This window comes from Acidisoma sibiricum (assembly GCF_057837225.1).
In genome coordinates, this window is sequence record NZ_CM174445.1 from 166,995 (window position 1) to 187,576 (window position 20,582).

A 20,582-nucleotide genomic window follows, 5' to 3' on the forward strand; every position below is an offset into this window, starting at 1 on the left:
GCCGGTTATGGTTGCCTCTACGTCGCGCATCCGCTACACGCCCGCCCCTGACGTCGGCACCCCTGGAGGCCGGCGTTTTATGCATTTCCAAGGAGCGAGTTATGGCCAATTTCACGTCTATTTCGGCCGAGCTGCGCGAGCGGGCAGGTAAGGGGGCAGCGCGCGCGACACGCCGGGCGGGGAAAGTTCCCGCCGTTATCTACGGTGCGAAGCAAACGCCGACCCTGATCTCCCTCGAGCCGCGCGCGGTCATCAAGGAACTACATCGCGGTGGCTGGCGGTCCCGCCTGTATGAGGTGGACCTCGGCACCGACAAGGCACGCGCCCTGATCCGTGACGTTCAGTTCCACCCCGTCACCGACCAGCCCGAGCATGTCGACTTCCAGCGCCTGGCGCCTGGCGAGCTGATCCGCGTGGCGGTTGCCGTGTCCTTCGAAGGTGAAGCGGTGTCCCCCGGCCTGAAGCGTGGTGGCGTGCTGAACGTCGTGCGCCACACGGTTGAAGTCTATGCCGATCCCGAGACCGTGCCCGAGCATTTCGTGGCCGATCTGACCGAGCTGGACATCAACGACAACGTCCGCTTCTCCGACCTCAAGGGCACCGAAGGCACGCGCCCGACGATCACCGAGCGTGATTTCGTCATCGCGACCGTCGCGTCCGTGACGCAGAACGCGGCCGACGCCGCCGAGGAAGCGGCCATCGCCGCGGCCCAGGCTGCTGCCGCGCCCGCCAAGGGCGGCAAGGCCGCGCCGAAGGGCGCGGCTCCGGCCAAGGCCGCTGCTGCCCCGGCCAAGCCGGCTGCGAAGAAGAAGTAAGAGCCGTCAGTCAAACCGGAACGGGAGTGTCGTCCGACCATGTTGCTTTGGGTCGGGCTCGGCAATCCCGAGCCGGGAATGGCTCGACAGCGCCACAATATCGGCTTCATGGCGCTGGATGTGATTGCGCACCGCCACGGCTTCGGGCCGTGGCGGCCGCGTTTCAAAGGCCTCGTCGCCGAGGGGCGAATCGGCACGCAGAAGATTCTCGCCCTCAAGCCGATGACCTATATGAATCTCTCCGGCCAGTCGGTGCAGCAGGCCCTGTCTTTCTTTAAGATCGAGCCCGCCGATATGACCGTGTTTCATGACGAGCTGGACCTCGTGCCCGGCAAGATCCGCGTCAAGCGCGGCGGCGGAGCGGCGGGCCATAACGGGCTGCGCAGCATCGACCAGCTGATCGGAACGCCGGATTACGGTCGCGTGCGCCTCGGGATCGGTCATCCCGGCCATAAGGACCGGGTTCATGCCTATGTGCTGAGCGACTTCCCTAAAGCCGACCAGAGCTGGCTTATTCCCTTCCTCGACTCGGTCGCCGACCGCGCCGGGGCCCTGGCGGACGGCATGCCAGAAAAATTCATGACCAGCGTTTCCGAAGACATGCGGAAGGTACAGTAATGGGCTTCAATTGCGGCATCGTCGGTCTGCCCAATGTGGGCAAATCGACGCTCTTCAACGCGCTCACGGCGACCGCCGCCGCTCAGGCCGCGAATTACCCCTTCTGCACGATCGAGCCCAATGTCGGCCGCGTCGCCGTGCCTGATAAGCGGCTGCAGCCCCTGGCGACTATCGGCAAGAGCCAGAAGATCCTGCCGACCAGCCTGGAATTCGTCGATATCGCCGGTCTCGTCCGCGGCGCCTCCAAGGGCGAAGGCCTCGGCAACCAGTTCCTCGCCAATATCCGCGAGACGGATGCCATCATCCACGTTCTGCGCTGCTTTGAGGATAGCGACATCACCCATGTCGAGGGCGATATCGACCCGGTGCGTGATGCCGAGGTGGTCGAGACCGAGCTAATGCTCGCCGATCTCGAAAGCCTGGAGAAACGGCTGACCGGCCTGCAGAAGCGGGCGCGCGGTGGCGATAAGGACAGTGCCGCCCAGCTTGAACTGATCGACCCCATCATCAAGGCCCTGAACGACGGCAAGGCGGCGCGCACCGCGATCCCCGAAAAGGACCGCAAAATGGCCGAGCGGCTGCAGCTCATGACTGCCAAGCCCGTCCTTTACGTCTGCAATGTCGAGGAAGCCTCGGCCGCGACCGGCAATGCCTTCTCGGCCAAAGTCGCCGAGATGGCGTCGCGCAATGGTGCGGCTGCCATCGTCGTCTCGGCCGCGATCGAGGCGGAGGTCAGCCAGCTGCCGGAAGAAGATCAGGGCGAGTATCTGGAAGGGCTGGGCCTGACGGAAAGCGGTCTCGCCCGCGTCATCGCCGCTGGGTACGGCCTGCTCGGGCTCATCACCTATTTCACGGTGGGACCGAAAGAGACGCGCGCCTGGACCATCGAGCGCGGCATGAAGGCGCCGCAGGCGGCGGGCGTCATCCATGGTGATTTCGAGCGCGGCTTCATCGCCTGCGAGACCACGGCCTATGACGACTATATCGCCTATAAGGGCGAGGCCGGGGCGCGCGAAGCCGGCAAGCTGCGCATTGAAGGCAAGGAATATGTGGTGAAGGACGGCGACGTTCTGCTGTTCCGCTTCAACGTCTGAAGCGGAATTTACCCTCAATACAGCGTCTGCTTCGTCCGCTCCGGCGCATCCCGGTCATAGGCCGCGCCGTCGAAGGCGCCCGCGGTGATGTGCTGCAGAATCTGCCCCGCACTCGGCAGTTTTGAGCGGTCCAGATGCCGGGAAGAATCCCATATCGCCGAGCGGACGAAGGCCTTGGCGCAGTGGAAATAGACACTGTCGATATCCACCAGAATGACCGTCTTGGGCGCCTTGCCCTGGACAAGGAAACGCTCCAACAGAGCGGGCTCGGCCGAGATCGTGGCGCGGCCGTTGACGCGCAGCGTCTCCCCCACACCTGGAATGATGAACAGCACGGAAATACGCGGATCGCGGACGATGTTGCGCAGATTATCGACCCGGTTATTGCCCGGCCGGTCGGGGATCGCGATCGTCTTGTCATCGAGGATCTGCACGAAGCCCGGGGCGTCACCCTTGGGTGAGCAATCAAGCCCCTCGGGCCCGGCTGTCGCGATGACGATGAAGGGGGCGGCTTCGACGAAGGCGCGGTAATCCGCGTTGAGGCTGGGGATTTCCTTAGTGATCGACCTTGGATTGGCCGGGCCGTAGAGCGCTTCCAGTTCCTCGAGCGTGGTGATCATGACCTCAATCCTCCCGTTCTTTCGGAGAAACATAGTCTGGATCGTGGGCGAAGGGCAGCGCCCTGCCCGTTTTCAGTGTGGCGAGGATTGCCGCGAAATCGGTCTGCGCCCGGAAGCCCAAGGCCCGCTCGGCAAGGCTTGCATCATAGACCCGGCCGATAGAGTCCGGCAGCTGCCAGCCGCGCGCGGCGTAAAGCGCGGGCGCCTCGGGGAAATGGCGCGCGATGACGGAGGCCGCATCCCGCTTTAGCGCCTCGGCCTCCTCCCGCTGGAAGGGCGTCGGCGCGGATATGACATAGGTGCCAAAGCCGATCGCCGGCGCGCGGTCGAGCGCCACCAGATGGGCCTCGGCCATATCCTCGACCGTCGCGCGGCGATTGAGGAACTCATTTGCCTTCATATTCTGGCCCGTGAGATCGCGATGGGTATCGTCCTCCTCCGGGAAAAACCGCGCCGTCCGCAAAACGATGCAGCTCAGCCCATGCTCCAGATGATGGACACGGCACAGGCCCTCGGCGCCAAGCTTAGTCACGCCATAGATATTGCGGGGCGCGAGGGGCCCGCTGCTCTCATCCAGCCAGACAGCGTGATCCGCCGTCTCCCGCCGTATGGCATCGGAAATCATCAGCGAGGTGGTGGAGGTGAAGATGAAGCGGTCATGCCCCGCGGCCGTCGCCGCTTCCAGCAGGTTGAGCGTGCCGGTCATGTTCACGTTGATGAAGCTCTGTGCCGGGCAGCGGATAATGTCGGGCTTGTGCAGCGCGCCGGCATGGATGACCGCCTCGATACCGTGATCCGCAAAAACTCGCTCGACCAGGGCACGGTCGGCGACAGAGCCCTGGATCAGCGTCTCCGTGCCCGGCGCCACGTCCAGGCCGATCACGGAATGCCCCGCGGCGCGCAGCCGCGGGGCTAGAAAGCGGCCGAGCCAGCCGGACGAGCCCGTTAGAAGAAGCCGCATCGATCCTCGTCAGTGTTTAGGCGCCAATTGCGCCAGGAAGAACCCGAGGATGGCATGGTCCATCGCCGCATGGAACGCCACACGGTCGAAGCCCGGCCGATCCGTGCAGACGACGGGCGCCAGTCTCGCCAGAACCGTGCCGCAGGGTGCCAAAAAAGAGAAATGCGCGGCGTTTTTCACTCGGTGCAGATCGGGCGGCACGGGCAGGCCTTGGGCCATCGTCACCACCTCCCCCGGCACCACCCCATCCCCGCCATATTCCGAGGCCCAGATCTGCGTCGGCACGTGGATATCCGCGAGGCCCGCGGGTGGGAAAATCCGGCTCAGTACCGGATCGGCGAGTACCGCCGCACGGATGCGCGGATCATGCGGCAGCGGCTCGGGCAAACGCTCTCCGGCGCGGAGTTGCTGGCAGGTCTGAAGTTTAGCGTAGGCCTTGCAGATCTCGGCCAGCCTCTCCTGGTCGGGATTGCCACCGATCAGCACCAGCCCGGTGAACCCGCCACGAGAGAAGCCGTAAAAGCCGATGCGCGCCGGGTCGATCCGGCCATGGTCGGGCCAGGCATTGAGCATATAGTCGATCAGGCGCCGCATATCCGCGGGGCGCTGGCTCCAGACCTGCAAGGCATCGGCCCGTCCACGGTCCTTGATACGGCCGCCATCCTCCGGGTGGTCGATCGCCGCGACGACGAAACCGGCCTCAGCCAGCGTCTCCGCCACATCATGGTGGCCGAGCGACCAACCGCCGACACCATGGGAGATGACGACCAGCGGCAGATCATGGCCGAGGACCGGGCAGTCCTTGGTGCCGGGCACGGTGATGCCGAAATCGACCGTGACCGTGCCGGATTTGGCCGCACAGGGTGTCCAGACCGCCCCGGTCATGGCCGGGACGCCGACACGCGCCGGCACGTCGATGATTTGCAGGCCCGCCGCATGGGCGGAAAGCGGCAGGGCCGCAGCCAGGATGAGAAACAGGATACGCATGACAGGCCGCTCCGGGTTGTGAGGCCTTGATCGAAGCGAAACCCTTGGGATTCAGCGACCGCGATCCGGTTTTCGGTCGTCCCGGATCGCGATCTCGGCCATATATCCCGCCATGCCCATGGTGCCGCTGCCCTTCGTTGTCGCTTTGCTGCTCGGCATTCTGCTGCTGCGCATGAGGCGCGGCGATGAGGCCGCGGCCAATCGCTGGATGACGGTACTCGTCACCGCCTATGCCGTACAGGCCGTGCTGTTGGGCCTGCATTGGGGATACGGGTTTCGCTGGGCGCTACCGTTTCAGAGCGTGATGGCCGCCACTCTCGCACCGCTATCCTGGCTGGGCTTCCGTAGCTTCGTGACGGTCAACCGGCATGCCGCGCTGCATGCCTTGCCGTCTCTGCTGGTCGCAGGGCTCTGGCTTTGGGCACCCTGGCTCATCGACCTTGCCCTTGCCGTGATTTTCCTGGGTTACGGCACAGCCCTGCTCCACCTTGCCCGGCGCGGACCGGATGCGCTGGGTCGCGCCACGCTCGACGGCGCCATTCCGCTGTCGCATGCACTTTGGGCCACCGCGATCATGCTCATCGTCTCGCCCGCCATAGACCTCGCGATCAGCCTGGACCTGATGCGCGATCAAGGCCGTCACGCCAGCCTTATCGCCAGTGCGTCGAGTCTGATCTCCATCGGGCTTCTCGGCTGGGCTGCAACTGTCGCGGGCAAAAGCGCCTTGGTCCCAGTGACCGAACAGCCTCAGGCAGTGGCCACGCCAGCGCCAAATAGCAGCGATCTCGCGATCATTGCAGCTCTGGACGCGCTGATGCGCGAGCGCGCGCTGCATCACGATCCGAATCTCAGCCTGGAGCGGCTTGCCCGCCGCATGGGGCTGCCCGCACGGACCGTGTCGAGCGCTATCAACCGCGTGCGGGCGATGAACGTATCCCAATACGTCAATGGCCATCGGATCGCCGATGCCTGCCGCCTGCTGGCCGCGACCAACGCGCCGATCACGCAGATTCTGCTCGATGTCGGCTTTCAGACGAAGTCAAATTTCAACCGCGAATTCCTGCGCGTGACCGGCCTTAATCCCAGCGCGTGGCGACAGCAGGCGGTGCGCCAATCCGCGACGTCCGGCAGCCCGGCCGCGGCGTCTCGCTAAGAGATCTTCTAGGCGGACCGATGATGCCCTATCAGAAACGCTTCTGCCCCTTCTCGCCTGCGATCGGAACCCTGCCTTGCCCGATATAACGCCGCCGCCGCGCCCGCGTCTGACCGCCCTGATCTTCATGGGGGTCTCCGGCAGCGGCAAATCCACCGCCGCCGCCCATGTCGCGACCCGCCTGGGCTGGCCCATGATCGAAGGCGATGACCTGCATCCGCCAGCCAATATCGCCAAAATGAGCCAGGGCATCCCGCTCACGGATGCGGACCGCAAACCGTGGCTGGAAACGATCGCAGCCCATATTGACGACTGGCGCTGTGCGGGCGTGCAGGGGATTATCACCTGCTCCTCCCTCAAGCGCGCCTATCGCGATAGTCTGCGCGCGGGCCATACGGATGTCCGCTTCGTCTATCTCAAAGGCAGCTATGACCTGCTGCTGGACCGCATGCAGCACCGCACCCGCCACTTCATGCCGCCCTCGTTGCTGAAGAGCCAGTTCGACACGCTGGAGGAACCGGGACCGGACGAGGCGATCATCGTCAACCTCGATCAGACCGAAGCGGCGATCGTGACGGATACGCTGGCGCAGCTTGGCCTGAGCTGAGAGGGAAGACGAAGCCCATGACCACGAATCGCGCGCTGATCGTCGTCGATATGCAGAATGATTTCATGCCCGGCGGTCCGCTTGGCGTCACCGGCGGGGATGAGATTGTCGAGACGATAAACCGGCTGGCGCAGACATTTTCCAATGTGGTGCTGACGCAGGATTGGCATACGCCGGGCCATACGTCCTTTGCCTCCAGCCATGCGGGTCGCGATATTTTCGAGACCTTCGACGCCTTCTACGGACCCCAGGTTCTGTGGCCCGACCATTGCGTGATGGGGACGCCGGGCGCCGATTTTCATCCGAAGCTCGATATCCCCCATGCCGGGCTGGTCCTCCGCAAGGGCTATCATCGCGAGGTCGACAGCTATTCGGCTTTCCTGGAGGCAGACCGGCGCACGCGCACGGGCCTGGATGGCTGGCTCGCCAGCCGGGACATCAAGGAAGTCGTCATCTGCGGCGTCGCGACCGATTTCTGCGTCGGCTGGACCGCCTGCGATGCGCGGCATTTCGGCCTGACCGTCGCAGTGGTGGACGAAGCCTGCCGCGGCATCGATCTGGAAGGGTCTCTGGACCGGGCGCATCGAAACATGGACATCGCAGGGGTGGATATCGTAACGATATCGCAACTAGAAGGATAGGATTTGGCTAGCATTGGTTAAGAGTGGCAGCACCGCATAGAGCGGAGTTGCCAAATTGTTCTTATTCGACCAGACTCCGCGCTATGATTGGCCGGGACTCGAGTCGCGGCTCCCAGCCATGCCCTGAAGGGGATCAAATATGGAAAAGACCAAGGCTCTAGACGCAGCTCTCGTTCAGATCGAGCGGGCCTTCGGCAAAGGCTCCATCATGCGCATGGGCGCCAAAGGCGGCGATGAGCATATCGAAATCATCCCCTCGGGCTCCATCGGGCTTGATCTGGCGCTTGGCATCGGCGGCCTGCCCCGCGGCCGTATGGTCGAAATCTACGGGCCGGAAAGTTCGGGCAAGACGACGCTCGCACTGCATGCCATCGCCGAAGCGCAGAAGCGCGGCGGCACCTGCGCGTTTATCGACGCCGAACATGCGCTGGACCCGATCTATGCCCGCAAGCTCGGCGTCGATGTCGATAACCTGCTGATCAGCCAGCCGGATGCCGGTGAACAGGCGCTGGAAATCGCCGATACGCTGGTTCGTTCTGGCGCGATCGACGTGCTGGTCATCGACAGTGTCGCAGCCCTGGTGCCGCGCGCAGAACTGGAAGGCGAGATGGGCGACAGCCATGTCGGCCTGCATGCCCGGCTGATGAGCCAGGCGCTGCGCAAGCTCACCGGCTCCGTCTCCAAATCCAAGACGACCTTCATCTTCCTCAATCAGATCCGCCTCAAGATCGGCGTCATGTTCGGCAATCCCGAGACGACGACCGGCGGCAATGCGCTGAAATTCTATGCCTCCATCCGGCTCGATATCCGGCGTATCGGCGCCATCAAGGAGAAGGAAGACGTCGTCGGTAACCAGACCCGCGTCAAGGTTGTGAAGAACAAGCTCGCGCCGCCCTTCCGCCAGGTGGAATTCGACATCATGTATGGCGAAGGCATCAGCAAGATGGGCGAGTTGATCGATCTCGGCGTGAAGGCCGGGTTTGTTGAGAAGTCGGGCTCCTGGTTCAGCTTCGACAATCAGCGCATCGGCCAGGGCCGGAACAACGCCCGCCAGTTCCTGACTGACAATCCCACTGTCGCGGATGCCCTTGAGTTGAAGATTCGCGAACAGGCGGGCATCGTGGTGAATGCCATGATGACCGATCCTACGGGAGAAGAGCTTGAGGCTGCCGAATGAGGCCGAACAGGCTGAGCCTGCCTTTACCGTCGAGACCCTGACGGACGCAGACCATGCGCTGATCGCCGCTGCCCGCGTCGTTTTGGCCCGGCATTACCGGCCGTTTTGGCACATGGTCGCGGCGGCCATCCGCGGGCGCGACGGCCGCATCTGGACCGGCATCCATCTAGGGGCGACCGTCGGGCGCATGCAGATCTGCGCCGAGCCCATCGCCCTCGGCCGCGCTATTCTGGAAGGCGACGGCACGATCGAAAGCGCGGTCGCTGTCCGCCATCCGAAACCGGAGGAGGCTGACCAGAGCCTCGCTATCGTCTCCCCCTGCGGCGCCTGCCGGGAGATGATCCTGGATTACGATCCCGATGCGCGCGTCATCGTGCCCGGCATCATGGCGCCGATCATCATGCCCATCCGTGCCCTGCTGCCGCTGCCCTACCGGCGCTGAGGCTTTGCAGGCCAGACAGCGCCCCGAGCACGGATGACGGCTGCCATAACTCTCGGAAATATCCGGGGGCCATGCTTCTATGGTGCTGGTGAAGCCCCCTTCTTTACGATAGCTGAGACAGATGCGTTATTTTTCGACACGCGGCCAAGCCGAGCCGCGAGATTTCGGTGGTGTTCTGCTCGCGGGCCTGGCCGAAGACGGCGGCCTTTTCATGCCCGAGACCTGGCCGGAACGCTCGGCCGCCGAATGGCGTGCCTTGCGCGACCTGCCCTATGCGGAACTCGCGGCGCAGGTGATCCATCCCTTCGTCGGCGAGACCATGAGCCTTGCCACGCTACGGACGCTCTGTGAGCGCGCCTATGCTGGCTTCGATCACCCGGCCCGCGTGCCGCTGGTGCAGCTCGACCAGGGATTGTGGGTCCAGGAGCTGTTCCATGGCCCCACCCTCGCCTTCAAGGATATGGCGCTGCAGCTGCTCGGCCAGATGTTCGAGCATGTGCTGGCCGAACGCGACGAGACGGTGACCATCGTCGGCGCGACCTCGGGCGATACCGGCTCGGCTGCTATCGAAGCCTGCCGCGACCGCAGCCGCATCAAGATCGCCATCCTGCACCCGGAGGGCCGCACCAGTGAGGTGCAGCGCCGGCAGATGACGACGGTCGATGCCCGCAATGTCTTCAATATCGCGGTCGATGGCACCTTCGACGACTGCCAGGACATGGTGAAGGGTCTTTTCGCGGATACCCGCTTTCGCACCGAGATGAAGCTGACGGCCGTCAACTCCATCAACTGGGCGCGGATCGCGGCCCAAATACCCTATTATGTCGCGGCCGCCCTGGCCCTGGGCGCGCCTGATCGCGAGGTCGCCTTCGCCGTGCCCACCGGCAATTTCGGCAATGTCCTGGCGGCCTGGGCCGCGCGCCGCATGGGCCTGCCGATCTCGAAGCTGATCATCGGCTCCAACCGCAATGACATTCTAACCCGCTTCCTTGCCGCCAATGACATGACCGCCCGCGGTGTCGAGCCCAGCCTGTCGCCCAGCATGGATATCCAGGTCAGCTCCAATTTCGAGCGGCTGCTGTTTGAGCTGATGGATCGGGATGCCGCGGCGACCGCCGCGCTGATGCGGGATTTCCGCGCGACGGGCAGAATGCCGGTACCCGATGCCGCCTGGAAAAAGGCGACCGCGCTGTTCCAGGGCCTGGCCCTGAGCGATGACGATACCGCCACCGCCATCCGCCAGATCCATGACACCACGGGCTATCTGGCTGACCCGCATACGGCCATCGGGATTGCCGCCGCGCGCCAGGCGCATCTGCCTGCGTCCGCACCGGTTATCGCCATGGCGACCGCCCATCCCGCGAAATTCCCGGACGCAGTGGAAGCCGCCACCGGTATCCGCCCTTCCCTGCCGCCGCGTCTGGCCCATTTGATGACAGGCGAGGAGCGCTTCACCCGCGCGTCCAACGACCTTGCCTCCGTCGAAAGCCTGCTGCGTGCCTTCGTTGGCCGTAACGACGGCCAACCCCATGACCTTCGGGATAATGCCGCATGAGCGATGCGATCCGCGTAGAAACCCTGCCCTCGGGCCTCACCGTCGTCACCGAGGAGATGCCTCGCGTCGAAACTGTCTCGTTCGGGGCCTATGTCGCGGCCGGCACGCGGCACGAGGAAGCATCCGAGAACGGCGTCTCCCACTTCCTGGAACACATGGCCTTCAAGGGCACGGAGACGCGCACAGCGGTGCAGATCGCCGAGGAAATCGAGGCCGTCGGCGGACATATCAACGCCTATACGGCGCGCGAGCAGACTGCCTATTACGTCAAGCTGCTGAAAGAGGATATCGCGCTCGGCGCCGATATCATCGGCGATATCCTGACCCATAGCAGCTTTGAGCCCGAAGAGCTGGAACGCGAGCGCGGCGTCATTCTCCAGGAAATCGGCCAGGCGAACGATACGCCGGACGACATCATCTTCGACCATTTCCAGGAAGCGGCCTTCCCAAACCAGCCCATGGGACGCCCGACCCTTGGCACGGAGGAGGTCATCCGCTCGATGCCGCGGCACGCGCTGACCAATTACATGCGCATGCATTACGGCACCCGGAATGTGGTGGTCGCCGCTACCGGCAAGCTGAAGCATGACGAGGTCGTACGTCTGGCGGAACAGCATTTCGCGGACCTGCCGACCTCTCAGGTGCCGGCGGCACTGCCCTCGGACTACCGGGGCGGCGAGTTCCGCGAGGCACGCGATCTGGATCAGGTCCATATCGTGCTGGGCTTTCCCTCGGTCTCCTATTCCGATCCTGATTTCTATGCATCGATGATGCTGTCGACGCTGCTGGGCGGCGGCATGTCATCCCGTCTGTTCCAGGAAATTCGGGAGAAGCGCGGTCTGGTCTATTCCGTTTATGCCTTCACCGCGCCTGCCGCCGATTCCGGCCTGTTCGGCATCTATGCCGGCACCGGCGAAAGCGAGGCGGAAGAGCTGATGCCGGTGACGCTGGAGGAACTCCGCCGCGTCCAGCATGACGTGACCGAGATCGAGCTGCAGCGGGCCCGCGCCCAGGCCAAGGCCAGCATCCTGATGTCGCTGGAAAGCACGGGCAGCCGTTGCGAGCAGCTTGCCCGGCAGTTGCAGGTCTATGGCCGCATCGTCCCCGTTCAGGAGATGGTCGACCAGATCGAAAGCGTGCGGACGGAGGATGTCTGCCGTGCCGCTGCGCGCATTTTCCGCGCCAAGCCGACCCTCGCGGTGCTTGGGCCGGGCGGCAAGGTGCCGGGACTGACCACCATTTCGGAAACCCTCTCCGCATGAGTACCGACACCGACAAGCTCGCCGATCTTCTGGCGGTCGCCCGCCGCGCGGGGGCCGACGAGGCCGATGCCGTCTATTTTGCCGGTACCTCGCTCTCCGTCAGTCGCCGGCTTGGGCAGATCGAGCATGTGGAGCGGTCCGAAGGCCGCGATCTGGGCTTGCGCGTCTTCGTGGGTGAGCGCTCAGCCATTGTTTCCGCACCGGGTCTCGATCCCGCAAAATTTGCTGATATCGCCGAACGCGCCATTGCTATGGCGCGGCTGGTTCCGGCCGACCCGCTGAGCGGATTGCTGGATATCGGGCCGATCCCGCCGCTCGACCTCGACATGGCCGATACCGCCGAGCCCGACGCCGCGGCGCTTGGTCTGCGCGCAGGTGCGGCCGAAGACGCGGCGCTTGCCGTTGCCGGCATCACCAACAGCGAAGGCGCCGACGCCAGCTACAGCCGCAGCGAAGCGGTGCTGGTGACGAGCCGTGGTTTTGCCGGAAGCTATCGCCGCACCGGCTATTCGGTCTCGGCCACAGCTCTCGCCGGCAGTGGCACCGATATGCAGCGCGACTACGACTATACCAGCGCCGTGCATCAGGCGGATCTCGACGACCCGGCGCGCATCGGCCGCAGCGCGGCTGAACGTGCGCTCGCGCGCCTTAACCCGACGCGCCCGAAGACTGCGAAGCTGACAGTCATCTACGACCCGCGCGTCTCCTCCAGCCTGGTCGGCCATCTGGCCGGGGCCGTGAATGGCGCGGGTATCGCCCGCGGCACCAGCTTCCTGCGCGACAAGATGGGCCAGCAGATATTTGCCCGCGGCATCACCATTCGCGACGATCCGCATCGTATCCGCGGCCTGCGCTCCCGCCCCTTCGATGGCGAAGGTCAGCCGACCTCGCCGCTCGACATCATTCTCGACGGCGAGCTGATGACCTGGGTGCTGGATGGACGAAGTGCCAAGCAGCTTGGCCTGAAGACCACCGGGAATGCCGCACGCGGCACATCCGGCCCGCCGAGCCCGGCGACCTCGAACCTCTATCTCGCGGCAGGTTCGCTGAGCCCGACCGAGCTGATGGCGGATATCAAGGAAGGCCTTTATGTGACGGAGCTGATCGGCTCCGGCATCAATGGCATCACCGGCGATTATAGCCGCGGCGCGGCCGGCTTCATGATTCGCGACGGTCAGCTGGCTGAGCCGGTCGCCGAGGTCACCATCGCCGACAATCTCATCGAGATGTTTGCGCGCCTGGTGCCTGCGAACGATTTGCGCTTCCTGCGCGGCACGGACGCACCGACCATCCGCATTGACGATATGACGATGGCCGGGGCCTAAAAAACCGCCTCGGCCTCACCATATCGTGACTATTCCCTCTTGAAGGAGTTAGTGCGCGTCATGCGCCGGTTTTTGATGATCTCCGCCACCCTCATCCCGCTGATGGGGGCCGTCGCGGTTGATACCGCCGACGCCCGGCTGGGTGGCGGCCATTCCATGGGCAGCCGCGGCAGCTTTTCCTATCGGCCGCCGCGCCCTACGTCGATCGCGCCAGGTGCCGCGCCTTTCGAGCGCAGCCAGGCACCTGCTGCGGGTTACGGCAATCGTGCTTTCGGCACGCCAGGTGGCAATTTCGCCCAGCGCCGGCCGTTCCTGACCGGGCTGATGGGTGGGTTCATCGGCGCGGGTATCTTCGGCCTGCTGTTTGGCGGTGGCTTCATGCATATGGGCCTTGGCTTCGGCGGCCTGTTCGGCGTGCTGTTGCAGCTGATCATTCTGTTCTTCGTCGTCCGCTGGCTATTCCGGCTTTTCGCCGGCCGCCGCTCGGCACAACCGTCCATCTTTGGTGCGCCCGGTGGACAGGCTATGGGCCGCCAATTTGGCGGCATCGGCCCGGGACAGGAGGCTGTGGGACCAAGCGTCCAGCCCCTGCAGCTGACGCCCGCCGACCGGCAGGCCTTTGCCCAATGCCTGACCTATGTTCAGAACGCCTGGGGTGCGGGCGACCTGCGCGCCATTTCCCAGGCGGCGACGCCGGAATTGATGGGCTATTTCCAGGACCAGCTTTCAACCCTGGAACGCCAGGGCCTGCGCAATCGGGTCTCGGACGTGCAGGTGGAACGCATGGAACTGTCGGAATCCTGGAGCGAAGGCGATACCGACTTTGCCACCGTCGCCATGCGCTTCTCCATGATCGACGTGACCGAAGATCGCACGGGCCGCGTGGTGGACGGCGACCCCAATGTGCGGGCCCTGGTGAATGAAGTCTGGACCTTCACCCGCCGCCGCGGTAGCCACTGGATTCTGGCTGCCATCCAGCAGACGCAATAATGGTATCTGGACGTCAGCCGGCTAAGAAAAGACGAATGGGCGCGAATATGTGACTTGGCATGCGTCCCGCCTGGTTCAAATTGGTCCCGAGAATGAACTGGCTAGGAGGAGGTCACCGTGCATCAAACCTTCGACTGGATTTTCTTTGCGATCGTTGGAATTCCAGTTCTTTTCGCCATTTTTGAGCTGATTTGGCCAGGCTGCTAGCGCAAGCAAATGGGCAGCCTGACACTGGGCTGCCCGCACCCACTGCTATTTCGGTCGGCAGAATTGTTGGCGAAATTGTGTTGCCTGCGATGGCGCGCCTCCTGAATCTGAAATAAGCAATCGGCTTCGCTATTAACGGAGCCTGTTGCATGTCCGGTTTAGGTCTAACCCCGCGTTTGCCCGGTCCGGGGAGTGCGCCTGCCCATCGCTGGGGCTGGTTCGTGGCCCTTGGCATTATCCAGATCATCGTGGGCGCGCTCTGCTGGATCGATGTGGTCTCCGCCAGTATTGCTGGTGTGGTGATCATCGGCGCCTTGCTCCTAGTCGGCGGCGTTGTTCAAATCGTTCATGCCTTTGCCGTGCGCGGCTGGAGCGGGTTCCTGCTCTATGTGCTGATCGGCATTCTCTACGTGCTCGGCGGCCTGCTGCTGATGGCCGAGCCCCTGCGCGGGTCGCTGATCATTACCGTGGTCATCGCGGTCCTGCTGATCATCAGCGGTATCGCCCGCCTGATCGTCGCGGCCACGCATCGCCACATGCCAGGCCTTTGGCTGGTCATTCTGAGCGGTATCGTCAGCTTTGCGGTTGGTGTCCTGCTCTATGCCAGCCTGCCCTGGTCCAGCCTCTGGGTTCTCGGAACACTCATCGCTATCGAATTGATTTTCCACGGTATTGCCTGGCTGCAATTCGGATTCGCGTTGAAGCGGCTGCATCGCGCATAGATCTGATTAACTACGATTGCAAATCGGGCATTGATCTAAACCCTTCTCTCTGACGGGGATGGTCCTTATATCTTGGCGCTATTGAGCCGATAGGAGCATTCCCGTCATGACGAGCAATGGCACGATTTCATCCGGCGCGCCGCCGGCCACCGAGACCGACGTTCTGTGGTTTCTGCCAACCCATGGTGACGGGCGCTATCTGGCGTCCGACGTTGGCGCACGGCACGTCACGCTGAATTATCTCAGCCAGGTGGCGCGCGCTGCGGATGAACTCGGCTATTTTGGCGTCCTGATCCCAACGGGACGGTCCTGTGAGGATTCCTGGGTCGTGGCCTCCGCCATGATCCCGCTGACCGAGCGCCTGCGCTACCTTGTGGCTGTCCGGCCCGGCCTTTCCGAACCCTCCATGACCGCCCGGATGGCCGCAACCCTCGACCGTCTCTCAGGCGGGCGCCTGCTCGTCAACGTCGTCGCCGGTGGCGACCCGAGCGAGCTGAAGGGTGACGGCGTGTGGCTGGATCATACCGAGCGCTATGAGGCGACGGACGAGTATCTGACGGTCTGGCGCCGCATGCTGGCGGGCGAAACCTTTGATTTCACTGGCAAGCACATCAAGGTGGAGGGCGCGAAGCTGCTCTATCCGCCGGTGCAGACGCCGCATCCGCCGCTCTATTTCGGCGGCTCCTCCGGCCCGGGACAGGCAGTCGCGGCACGCCATGCCGATGTCTACCTCACCTGGGGCGAGCCGCCCGCCGAGGTTGCCGCCAAAATCGCGGATGCGCGCGAAGCAGCCGCCCGTGAGGGCCGGACGATGAGCTTCGGCATCCGCCTGCATGTCATCGTGCGTGAAACCGAGGACGAGGCCTGGGCTGCTGCCGACAGCCTCATCAAGCATGTCGATGACAAGGCCATCGAGACGGCGCAGAAGGCTTTCGCGAAGTTTGACTCGGTCGGTCAACGCCGTATGGCCGAGCTGCATGGCGGCCGGCGCGACAGGCTGGTCATCAGCCCGAACCTCTGGGCCGGGGTCGGTCTGGTCCGCGGCGGCGCCGGCACCGCGCTCGTCGGAAACCCGCAGCAGGTCGCCGACCGCATGAAGGAATATATGGCGCTCGGCATCGACCGGTTCATTCTCTCCGGCTATCCGCATCTCGAAGAATGCTATCGGTTTGCGGAACTGGTCTTCCCGCTGCTGCCGCTGAAGAAGACGACCGGGAAGGATCTGGGCGTCGCCCGCAATGCCGGTCCTTTCGGCGAGGTCATCGCCAATGTCGCGGCGCCGTCGCGTCTGGCGGCGGCCAGCTGAACGGAGACTCATTCGGACAATAAAAAGGCTGCCGGAGTTGTCTCCGGCAGCCTTTTTGGTTCACGGGAACCCTGATGCGGTGGATTACTCCACCTCCTCCGGCTCTTTCTCTGCCCCACCTTCTTCGCTGCCCGGGCGGCCAGCGACCGGCATCGCCGCCTCGGTAATCTCGAAGTCGAGTTTTCCGTCCTTCAGCCCAACCTTCACAGAGCCGCCCTTGGCGAGCTTGCCGAACAGCAGCTCCTCCGCCAGAGGCTTCTTGATATGCTCCTGGATGACGCGGGCCAGCGGCCGCGCGCCATAGAGCTTGTCGTAGCCGCGCTCTGCCAGCCACTCCTTCGCGGAGGAGGATAGTTCGATCGTGACATTGCGGTCGGCGAGCTGCGCCTCCAGCTGCATCACGAATTTCTCCACCACGCGGGCCACGACTTCCTGACCGAGCGCCGCGAAGGGGATGACCGCATCCAGACGGTTGCGGAATTCCGGGGTGAACATGCGCTTGATGGCATCTTCATCCTCACCTTCCCGCATTTCCCGGCCGAAGCCGATCGCAGCCCGGGCCATATCGGCCGCCCCGGCATTGGTCGTCATGATCAGGATGACGTTGCGGAAATCGACCGTCTTGCCGTTATGATCCGTGAGCTTCCCGTGATCCATCACCTGCAGCAGGATGTTGTACAGATCGGGATGGGCCTTCTCGATCTCATCCAGCAGCAGCACGCAATGGGGATGCTGGTCGATCGCATCCGTCAGCATGCCGCCCTGATCGAAGCCGACATAGCCCGGCGGCGCGCCGATCAGCCGCGAAATCGAATGCCGCTCCATATACTCGCTCATGTCGAAGCGCACGAGTTCGATACCGAGCACGCTGGCAAGCTGGCGGGCGACTTCGGTCTTGCCGACGCCGGTCGGACCGCTGAACAGGTAATTGCCGATCGGCTTTTCCTGGTCGCGGAGGCCAGCGCGGGACAGCTTGATTGCGGCCGACAGCGCGTCGATCGCCTGATCCTGGCCGAAAACCATGGAACGAAGGTCACGTTCGATATGCCGCAGCGTTTCCTTGTCATCGGCCGAGACTGATTTGGGCGGAATGCGCGCGATCTTGGCGACGATCTCTTCCACGTCGCGCAAGGTCACGGTCTTGCGGCGCTTATGCTCGGGCAGCAGCATCCGGCTGGCGCCGACCTCGTCGATCACGTCGATCGCCTTGTCGGGCAGTTTGCGGTCATGGATGTATTTCGCCGAGAGATCGACCGCCGCACGAATCGCTTCATCCGTGTAGCGGACCTTGTGGTGCTTCTCATACACGGTCTTCAAACCGCGCAGAATACGCACCGCGTCGTCGGACGAGGGTTCCGGCACATCGATCTTCTGGAAGCGCCGGACGAGTGCCCGGTCCTTCTCGAAGTAATTGCGGAATTCCTTGTAGGTCGTGCTGCCGATGCAGCGCAGCGTGCCGGCGGCCAGCGCCGGCTTCAGCAGGTTGGAGGCATCCATGGCGCCGCCGCTGGTCGCACCCGCCCCAATGACCGTGTGGATTTCATCGATGAACAGCACGGCGCCGGGCTGGGCCTCAAGCTCGGTCACGACGGCCTTCAGCCGCTCCTCGAAATCACCGCGGTAACGCGTGCCGGCGAGCAGCGCACCCATGTCGAGGGAATAGATGGTCGATTTTGCAAGGACTTCAGGCACGTCGCCCTCGACGATCCGTTTCGCCAGGCCCTCAGCGATCGCCGTTTTGCCAACGCCCGGATCACCCACATAAAGCGGGTTGTTCTTGGTGCGGCGGCACAGGATCTGGATCGTGCGCTCGATCTCGTTTTCGCGGCCGATGAGCGGATCAATTTTGCCCGACTGCGCCTTCTTGTTGAGATTGACGCAGTAGTTGGAGAGTGCGTCCTGACCGCGGCGCGCGGTCTTTTCTTCCTGATCCGGGGTGTCAGCGGCGGCGGCCTTTTCCTGGCGCGGCGCGTTCTTGCCCGGGGACTTGGCGATGCCGTGGCTGATGAAGTTGACGGCATCAAGCCGCGTCATGTCCTGCAGCTGCAGGAAATAGACGGCATGGCTCTCGCGTTCGCTGAACAGAGCGACCAGAACATTGGCGCCCGTCACTTCGTCGCGGCCGGAAGACTGCACATGAATGGCCGCCCGCTGGACCACGCGCTGGAAGCCGGCCGTGGGCTTCGGATCACCCGGACGATCAGTGGCGAGACCCGCCAGATCCTTATCGAGAAATTCGGTGAGATCCGCACGCAGCTTGTCGAGATCGACGCCGCAGGCGCGAAGCACGGTCGCCGCATCGGTGTCCTCGGTCAGGCCGAGGAGCAGATGCTCAAGGGTAGCATATTCGTGTTTGCGCTCGCTGGCCAAAGAGAGCGCGCGGTGGAGAGTCTGCTCGAGGTTACGGGACAACATGCCGACGCTCCTTTTATCTACTCGTCACTGCCATCCCCCGCAGGATCGGGGCATAGAGCCTTAGGACGGCAACGAAGGTCTCTCTTCTGCGTCGGACCGGTTCGCGCGATCAGGCGAAATGGTCGACGTGGTATCCTGCACCAATAATTTGCGCAGACGCATTAACTTTTGCTCAGAGTCACTCTTTTTCGATGGTGCATTGGAGCGGGTGCTGGTTCTGCCTCGCCAAGTCCATCACCTGGGTCACCTTGGTCTCCGCGACCTCATAGGTGAAGACGCCGCAGACGCCCACGCCACGGCGATGGACGTGCAGCATGATACGAGTCGCCTCATCGCGATTTTTTTGAAAAAACCGCTCCAGCACATGCACCACGAATTCCATGGGCGTGTAGTCATCATTTAGCATTAAGACTTTATACATCGCCGGCTTGCGGGTCTTGGTCCGGCTTTTGACCACCACCCCTGTGCCGGGACCTTCTCGTCCGCCGCCATTGCGCCTGTCGCTGTCGCTCATCGCGCCTTCGCCAATCCTTATTATCGCGTTTGAACCCTACTGCTGCGGCTGCAAGCAACCAAGCATTCCCATCCGCCGATGCAGGCAGAGCAGGTTCGCCTCAGAACCATAGAAGCATGACAAGCCGCCGGAAAAGAGGAAGATTGTTATTCCCGAATGCGTTTTGAAGATCTCAACGGCGTGAGTTCGCCTGCAATGCAAGAGAAGCGCAGCTCACCGCTCTGCGATGTTGCGGCGTCCTGCCAGAAGAGGCCATGCATCCATAAAAAAGGGGCCCAGGCTTGCGAGCCCGGACCCCTTTTGCTGCTACAGTTGCCGGCTTGCCGGCAGGTGTCAGGCGGTTTTGCTGAACTTCTCGACCGCAAGCGTGACACGGCCCGAAATCGGCGCGATCGCCTGCTCGGCGAGCTTGAAAGACGCATCGGTATATTTGTTGGACTCGGAGACGCCCTTCTCGAGAACGGAGCGCGCGAGACCGACCTGAAGATCGACCGCTTCCTTGAGCGACTTCACCGTGGTCAGCGCCTTGAACGCGGCCACGGCTTCTTCGTAAGACGACTGCGCGGAGGTTGCGAACTGCTTCGACAGGTCCTGCAGCCCGGCCGTCCAAATCTGCCCCGACTTGATGAATGCTTCGACATTGCCTTGGCTGAACGCCAAAACTTCCTCGGCCGTCTTCATGGTATGCGTTACCCCTTGATTAAACTTCACCGTGGCATCCTCCAGGCGCGAGGACGCTTGAGCTGAACTCTTGGTCACGGCGCTGATGACTGGCGTAATCGCCGTCTCAGCGGCCTCGGCCGCCTGTCGTGTTTCCTCGGCAAGCACAGTCGCGGCACCTGTCGCGGCGCTCTCGACGTGCTGGACAATCTCTTCAATGTCTTTGGCAGCGTCCGTCATCTCTGGACTTGCCACAGTAGCTCTTCTAGCCATGCTCGACATTCCCCCGGCTATTCGGACCCTCAAGGCCTGGTGAGACACTCGAGGACAAATGCGCCGTCCGTGTTGCGATGCAGCAATTCTCATTACTGCAGCTTCCAGCTCGATTCAAGGCTTTTGTGCGCTGCACAATAATCTTCTGTCGTAACAAGTTTCCCCAACGATCGCACGCCACCTCAATTTGTCCTTCTAACTGTTTGCAATTCCGACAAATCTGAGCCAAAGCAGAGGC

At 63.3% G+C, this 20,582-nt stretch carries 19 protein-coding genes and 1 pseudogene; 14 read left to right on the forward strand and 6 right to left on the reverse strand.

The window, feature by feature from the left end:
- Positions 1 to 101 precede the first annotated feature (101 nt).
- From AC3G7M_RS00815 to ychF, 3 genes and pseudogenes are all read left to right on the forward strand, one after another.
- Positions 102 to 743, forward strand: a pseudogene (locus tag AC3G7M_RS00815) (50S ribosomal protein L25/general stress protein Ctc); the annotation flags it as partial.
- A 111-nt stretch (positions 744 to 854) separates the two neighbouring features.
- Positions 855 to 1,433, forward strand: coding sequence for an aminoacyl-tRNA hydrolase (gene pth, locus AC3G7M_RS00820; RefSeq protein WP_489213821.1), 579 nt, complete (start codon positions 855 to 857; stop codon positions 1,431 to 1,433).
- The gene (ychF, locus tag AC3G7M_RS00825) at positions 1,433 to 2,527 is read left to right on the forward strand and encodes a redox-regulated ATPase YchF (RefSeq protein ID WP_489213823.1); all 1,095 of its coding nucleotides are present in this window, start codon (positions 1,433 to 1,435) and stop codon (positions 2,525 to 2,527) included. Before pth ends, ychF begins: the two co-directional genes overlap by 1 nt.
- Before the next feature lie 14 nt (positions 2,528 to 2,541).
- Here ychF and AC3G7M_RS00830 read toward each other — a convergent pair whose 3' ends face one another.
- The 3 genes from AC3G7M_RS00830 to AC3G7M_RS00840 are packed head-to-tail and all read right to left on the reverse strand — an operon-like array spanning position 2,542 to position 5,095.
- Positions 2,542 to 3,147 carry a pyridoxamine 5'-phosphate oxidase family protein gene (locus AC3G7M_RS00830; protein ID WP_489213825.1) on the reverse strand — a complete coding sequence of 202 codons (606 nt, stop codon included), beginning with the start codon at positions 3,145 to 3,147 and terminating at the stop codon, positions 2,542 to 2,544.
- Positions 3,148 to 3,151: 4 nt separating this feature from the next.
- A complete protein-coding gene (locus AC3G7M_RS00835) occupies positions 3,152 to 4,108 on the reverse strand; it encodes an NAD-dependent epimerase/dehydratase family protein (protein ID WP_489213827.1) in 957 nt (318 codons plus the stop codon).
- Positions 4,109 to 4,117: 9 nt separating this feature from the next.
- On the reverse strand, positions 4,118 to 5,095 hold the full coding sequence (locus AC3G7M_RS00840) for an alpha/beta hydrolase family protein (protein WP_489213829.1): 978 nt from the start codon (positions 5,093 to 5,095) through the stop codon (positions 4,118 to 4,120).
- 112 nt (positions 5,096 to 5,207) lie between these two features.
- On the opposite strand from AC3G7M_RS00840, the gene AC3G7M_RS00845 reads away from it, so the two are divergent.
- From AC3G7M_RS00845 to ssuD, 11 genes are all read left to right on the forward strand, one after another.
- A complete protein-coding gene (locus AC3G7M_RS00845; RefSeq protein ID WP_489213831.1) occupies positions 5,208 to 6,248 on the forward strand; it encodes a helix-turn-helix domain-containing protein in 1,041 nt (346 codons plus the stop codon).
- A gap of 76 nt (positions 6,249 to 6,324) precedes the next feature.
- The gene (locus AC3G7M_RS00850) at positions 6,325 to 6,855 is read left to right on the forward strand and encodes a gluconokinase (RefSeq protein WP_489213832.1); all 531 of its coding nucleotides are present in this window, start codon (positions 6,325 to 6,327) and stop codon (positions 6,853 to 6,855) included.
- 17 nt (positions 6,856 to 6,872) lie between these two features.
- A complete protein-coding gene (pncA, locus tag AC3G7M_RS00855; RefSeq protein WP_489213834.1) occupies positions 6,873 to 7,496 on the forward strand; it encodes a bifunctional nicotinamidase/pyrazinamidase in 624 nt (207 codons plus the stop codon).
- 139 nt (positions 7,497 to 7,635) lie between these two features.
- The gene (recA, locus tag AC3G7M_RS00860; protein WP_489213836.1) at positions 7,636 to 8,673 is read left to right on the forward strand and encodes a recombinase RecA; all 1,038 of its coding nucleotides are present in this window, start codon (positions 7,636 to 7,638) and stop codon (positions 8,671 to 8,673) included.
- Positions 8,657 to 9,115, forward strand: a complete 459-nt coding sequence (locus AC3G7M_RS00865) for a cytidine deaminase (protein WP_489213838.1) — start codon at positions 8,657 to 8,659, stop codon at positions 9,113 to 9,115. Before recA ends, AC3G7M_RS00865 begins: the two co-directional genes overlap by 17 nt.
- A gap of 121 nt (positions 9,116 to 9,236) precedes the next feature.
- On the forward strand, positions 9,237 to 10,670 hold the full coding sequence (thrC, locus tag AC3G7M_RS00870; RefSeq protein ID WP_489213840.1) for a threonine synthase: 1,434 nt from the start codon (positions 9,237 to 9,239) through the stop codon (positions 10,668 to 10,670).
- Entirely contained in the window at positions 10,667 to 11,932 is a 1,266-nt protein-coding gene (locus tag AC3G7M_RS00875) for a M16 family metallopeptidase (RefSeq protein WP_489213842.1), read from the forward strand. Before thrC ends, AC3G7M_RS00875 begins: the two co-directional genes overlap by 4 nt.
- Positions 11,929 to 13,257 carry a TldD/PmbA family protein gene (locus AC3G7M_RS00880; RefSeq protein ID WP_489213844.1) on the forward strand — a complete coding sequence of 443 codons (1,329 nt, stop codon included), beginning with the start codon at positions 11,929 to 11,931 and terminating at the stop codon, positions 13,255 to 13,257. The genes AC3G7M_RS00875 and AC3G7M_RS00880 overlap by 4 nt, the downstream gene beginning before the upstream one ends.
- A 60-nt stretch (positions 13,258 to 13,317) precedes the next feature.
- Positions 13,318 to 14,247: a TIM44-like domain-containing protein gene (locus tag AC3G7M_RS00885; protein WP_489213846.1), complete on the forward strand. Its 930-nt coding sequence runs from the start codon at positions 13,318 to 13,320 to the stop codon at positions 14,245 to 14,247.
- 356 nt (positions 14,248 to 14,603) lie between these two features.
- A complete protein-coding gene (locus AC3G7M_RS00890; protein ID WP_489213848.1) occupies positions 14,604 to 15,176 on the forward strand; it encodes an HdeD family acid-resistance protein in 573 nt (190 codons plus the stop codon).
- Between the two features lie 106 nt (positions 15,177 to 15,282).
- Positions 15,283 to 16,482 (forward strand): FMNH2-dependent alkanesulfonate monooxygenase, encoded by a 1,200-nt coding sequence (gene ssuD, locus AC3G7M_RS00895; protein WP_489213850.1) that lies wholly within the window; start codon positions 15,283 to 15,285, stop codon positions 16,480 to 16,482.
- Positions 16,483 to 16,566: 84 nt separating this feature from the next.
- Here the strand turns inward: ssuD and clpA are convergent, their stop codons facing one another.
- From clpA to AC3G7M_RS00910, 3 genes are all read right to left on the reverse strand, one after another.
- Positions 16,567 to 18,897 carry an ATP-dependent Clp protease ATP-binding subunit ClpA gene (gene clpA, locus AC3G7M_RS00900; protein WP_489213852.1) on the reverse strand — a complete coding sequence of 777 codons (2,331 nt, stop codon included), beginning with the start codon at positions 18,895 to 18,897 and terminating at the stop codon, positions 16,567 to 16,569.
- 178 nt (positions 18,898 to 19,075) lie between these two features.
- On the reverse strand, positions 19,076 to 19,411 hold the full coding sequence (gene clpS, locus AC3G7M_RS00905; protein ID WP_489213854.1) for an ATP-dependent Clp protease adapter ClpS: 336 nt from the start codon (positions 19,409 to 19,411) through the stop codon (positions 19,076 to 19,078).
- 333 nt (positions 19,412 to 19,744) lie between these two features.
- Positions 19,745 to 20,311: a phasin family protein gene (locus AC3G7M_RS00910; RefSeq protein ID WP_489213856.1), complete on the reverse strand. Its 567-nt coding sequence runs from the start codon at positions 20,309 to 20,311 to the stop codon at positions 19,745 to 19,747.
- Between the last annotated feature and the right edge of the window lie 271 nt (positions 20,312 to 20,582).

Bases quoted from the DNA above. Each gene is read 5' to 3' on its own strand.
- AC3G7M_RS00910 (WP_489213856.1), bottom strand. From the start codon at position 20,311: ATGACGGACGCTGCCAAAGACATTGAAGAGATTGTCCAGCACGTCGAG.
- ssuD (WP_489213850.1), top strand. From the start codon at position 15,283: ATGACGAGCAATGGCACGATTTCATCCGGCGCGCCGCCGGCCACCGAG.
- clpA (WP_489213852.1), bottom strand. From the start codon at position 18,897: ATGTTGTCCCGTAACCTCGAGCAGACTCTCCACCGCGCGCTCTCTTTG.
- AC3G7M_RS00875 (WP_489213842.1), top strand. From the start codon at position 10,667: ATGAGCGATGCGATCCGCGTAGAAACCCTGCCCTCGGGCCTCACCGTC.
- AC3G7M_RS00845 (WP_489213831.1), top strand. From the start codon at position 5,208: ATGCCCATGGTGCCGCTGCCCTTCGTTGTCGCTTTGCTGCTCGGCATT.
- thrC (WP_489213840.1), top strand. From the start codon at position 9,237: ATGCGTTATTTTTCGACACGCGGCCAAGCCGAGCCGCGAGATTTCGGT.
- recA (WP_489213836.1), top strand. From the start codon at position 7,636: ATGGAAAAGACCAAGGCTCTAGACGCAGCTCTCGTTCAGATCGAGCGG.
- pncA (WP_489213834.1), top strand. From the start codon at position 6,873: ATGACCACGAATCGCGCGCTGATCGTCGTCGATATGCAGAATGATTTC.
- AC3G7M_RS00830 (WP_489213825.1), bottom strand. From the start codon at position 3,147: ATGATCACCACGCTCGAGGAACTGGAAGCGCTCTACGGCCCGGCCAAT.
- AC3G7M_RS00880 (WP_489213844.1), top strand. From the start codon at position 11,929: ATGAGTACCGACACCGACAAGCTCGCCGATCTTCTGGCGGTCGCCCGC.
- clpS (WP_489213854.1), bottom strand. From the start codon at position 19,411: ATGAGCGACAGCGACAGGCGCAATGGCGGCGGACGAGAAGGTCCCGGC.
- pth (WP_489213821.1), top strand. From the start codon at position 855: ATGTTGCTTTGGGTCGGGCTCGGCAATCCCGAGCCGGGAATGGCTCGA.
- AC3G7M_RS00890 (WP_489213848.1), top strand. From the start codon at position 14,604: ATGTCCGGTTTAGGTCTAACCCCGCGTTTGCCCGGTCCGGGGAGTGCG.
- AC3G7M_RS00885 (WP_489213846.1), top strand. From the start codon at position 13,318: ATGCGCCGGTTTTTGATGATCTCCGCCACCCTCATCCCGCTGATGGGG.
- AC3G7M_RS00835 (WP_489213827.1), bottom strand. From the start codon at position 4,108: ATGCGGCTTCTTCTAACGGGCTCGTCCGGCTGGCTCGGCCGCTTTCTA.
- ychF (WP_489213823.1), top strand. From the start codon at position 1,433: ATGGGCTTCAATTGCGGCATCGTCGGTCTGCCCAATGTGGGCAAATCG.
- AC3G7M_RS00840 (WP_489213829.1), bottom strand. From the start codon at position 5,095: ATGCGTATCCTGTTTCTCATCCTGGCTGCGGCCCTGCCGCTTTCCGCC.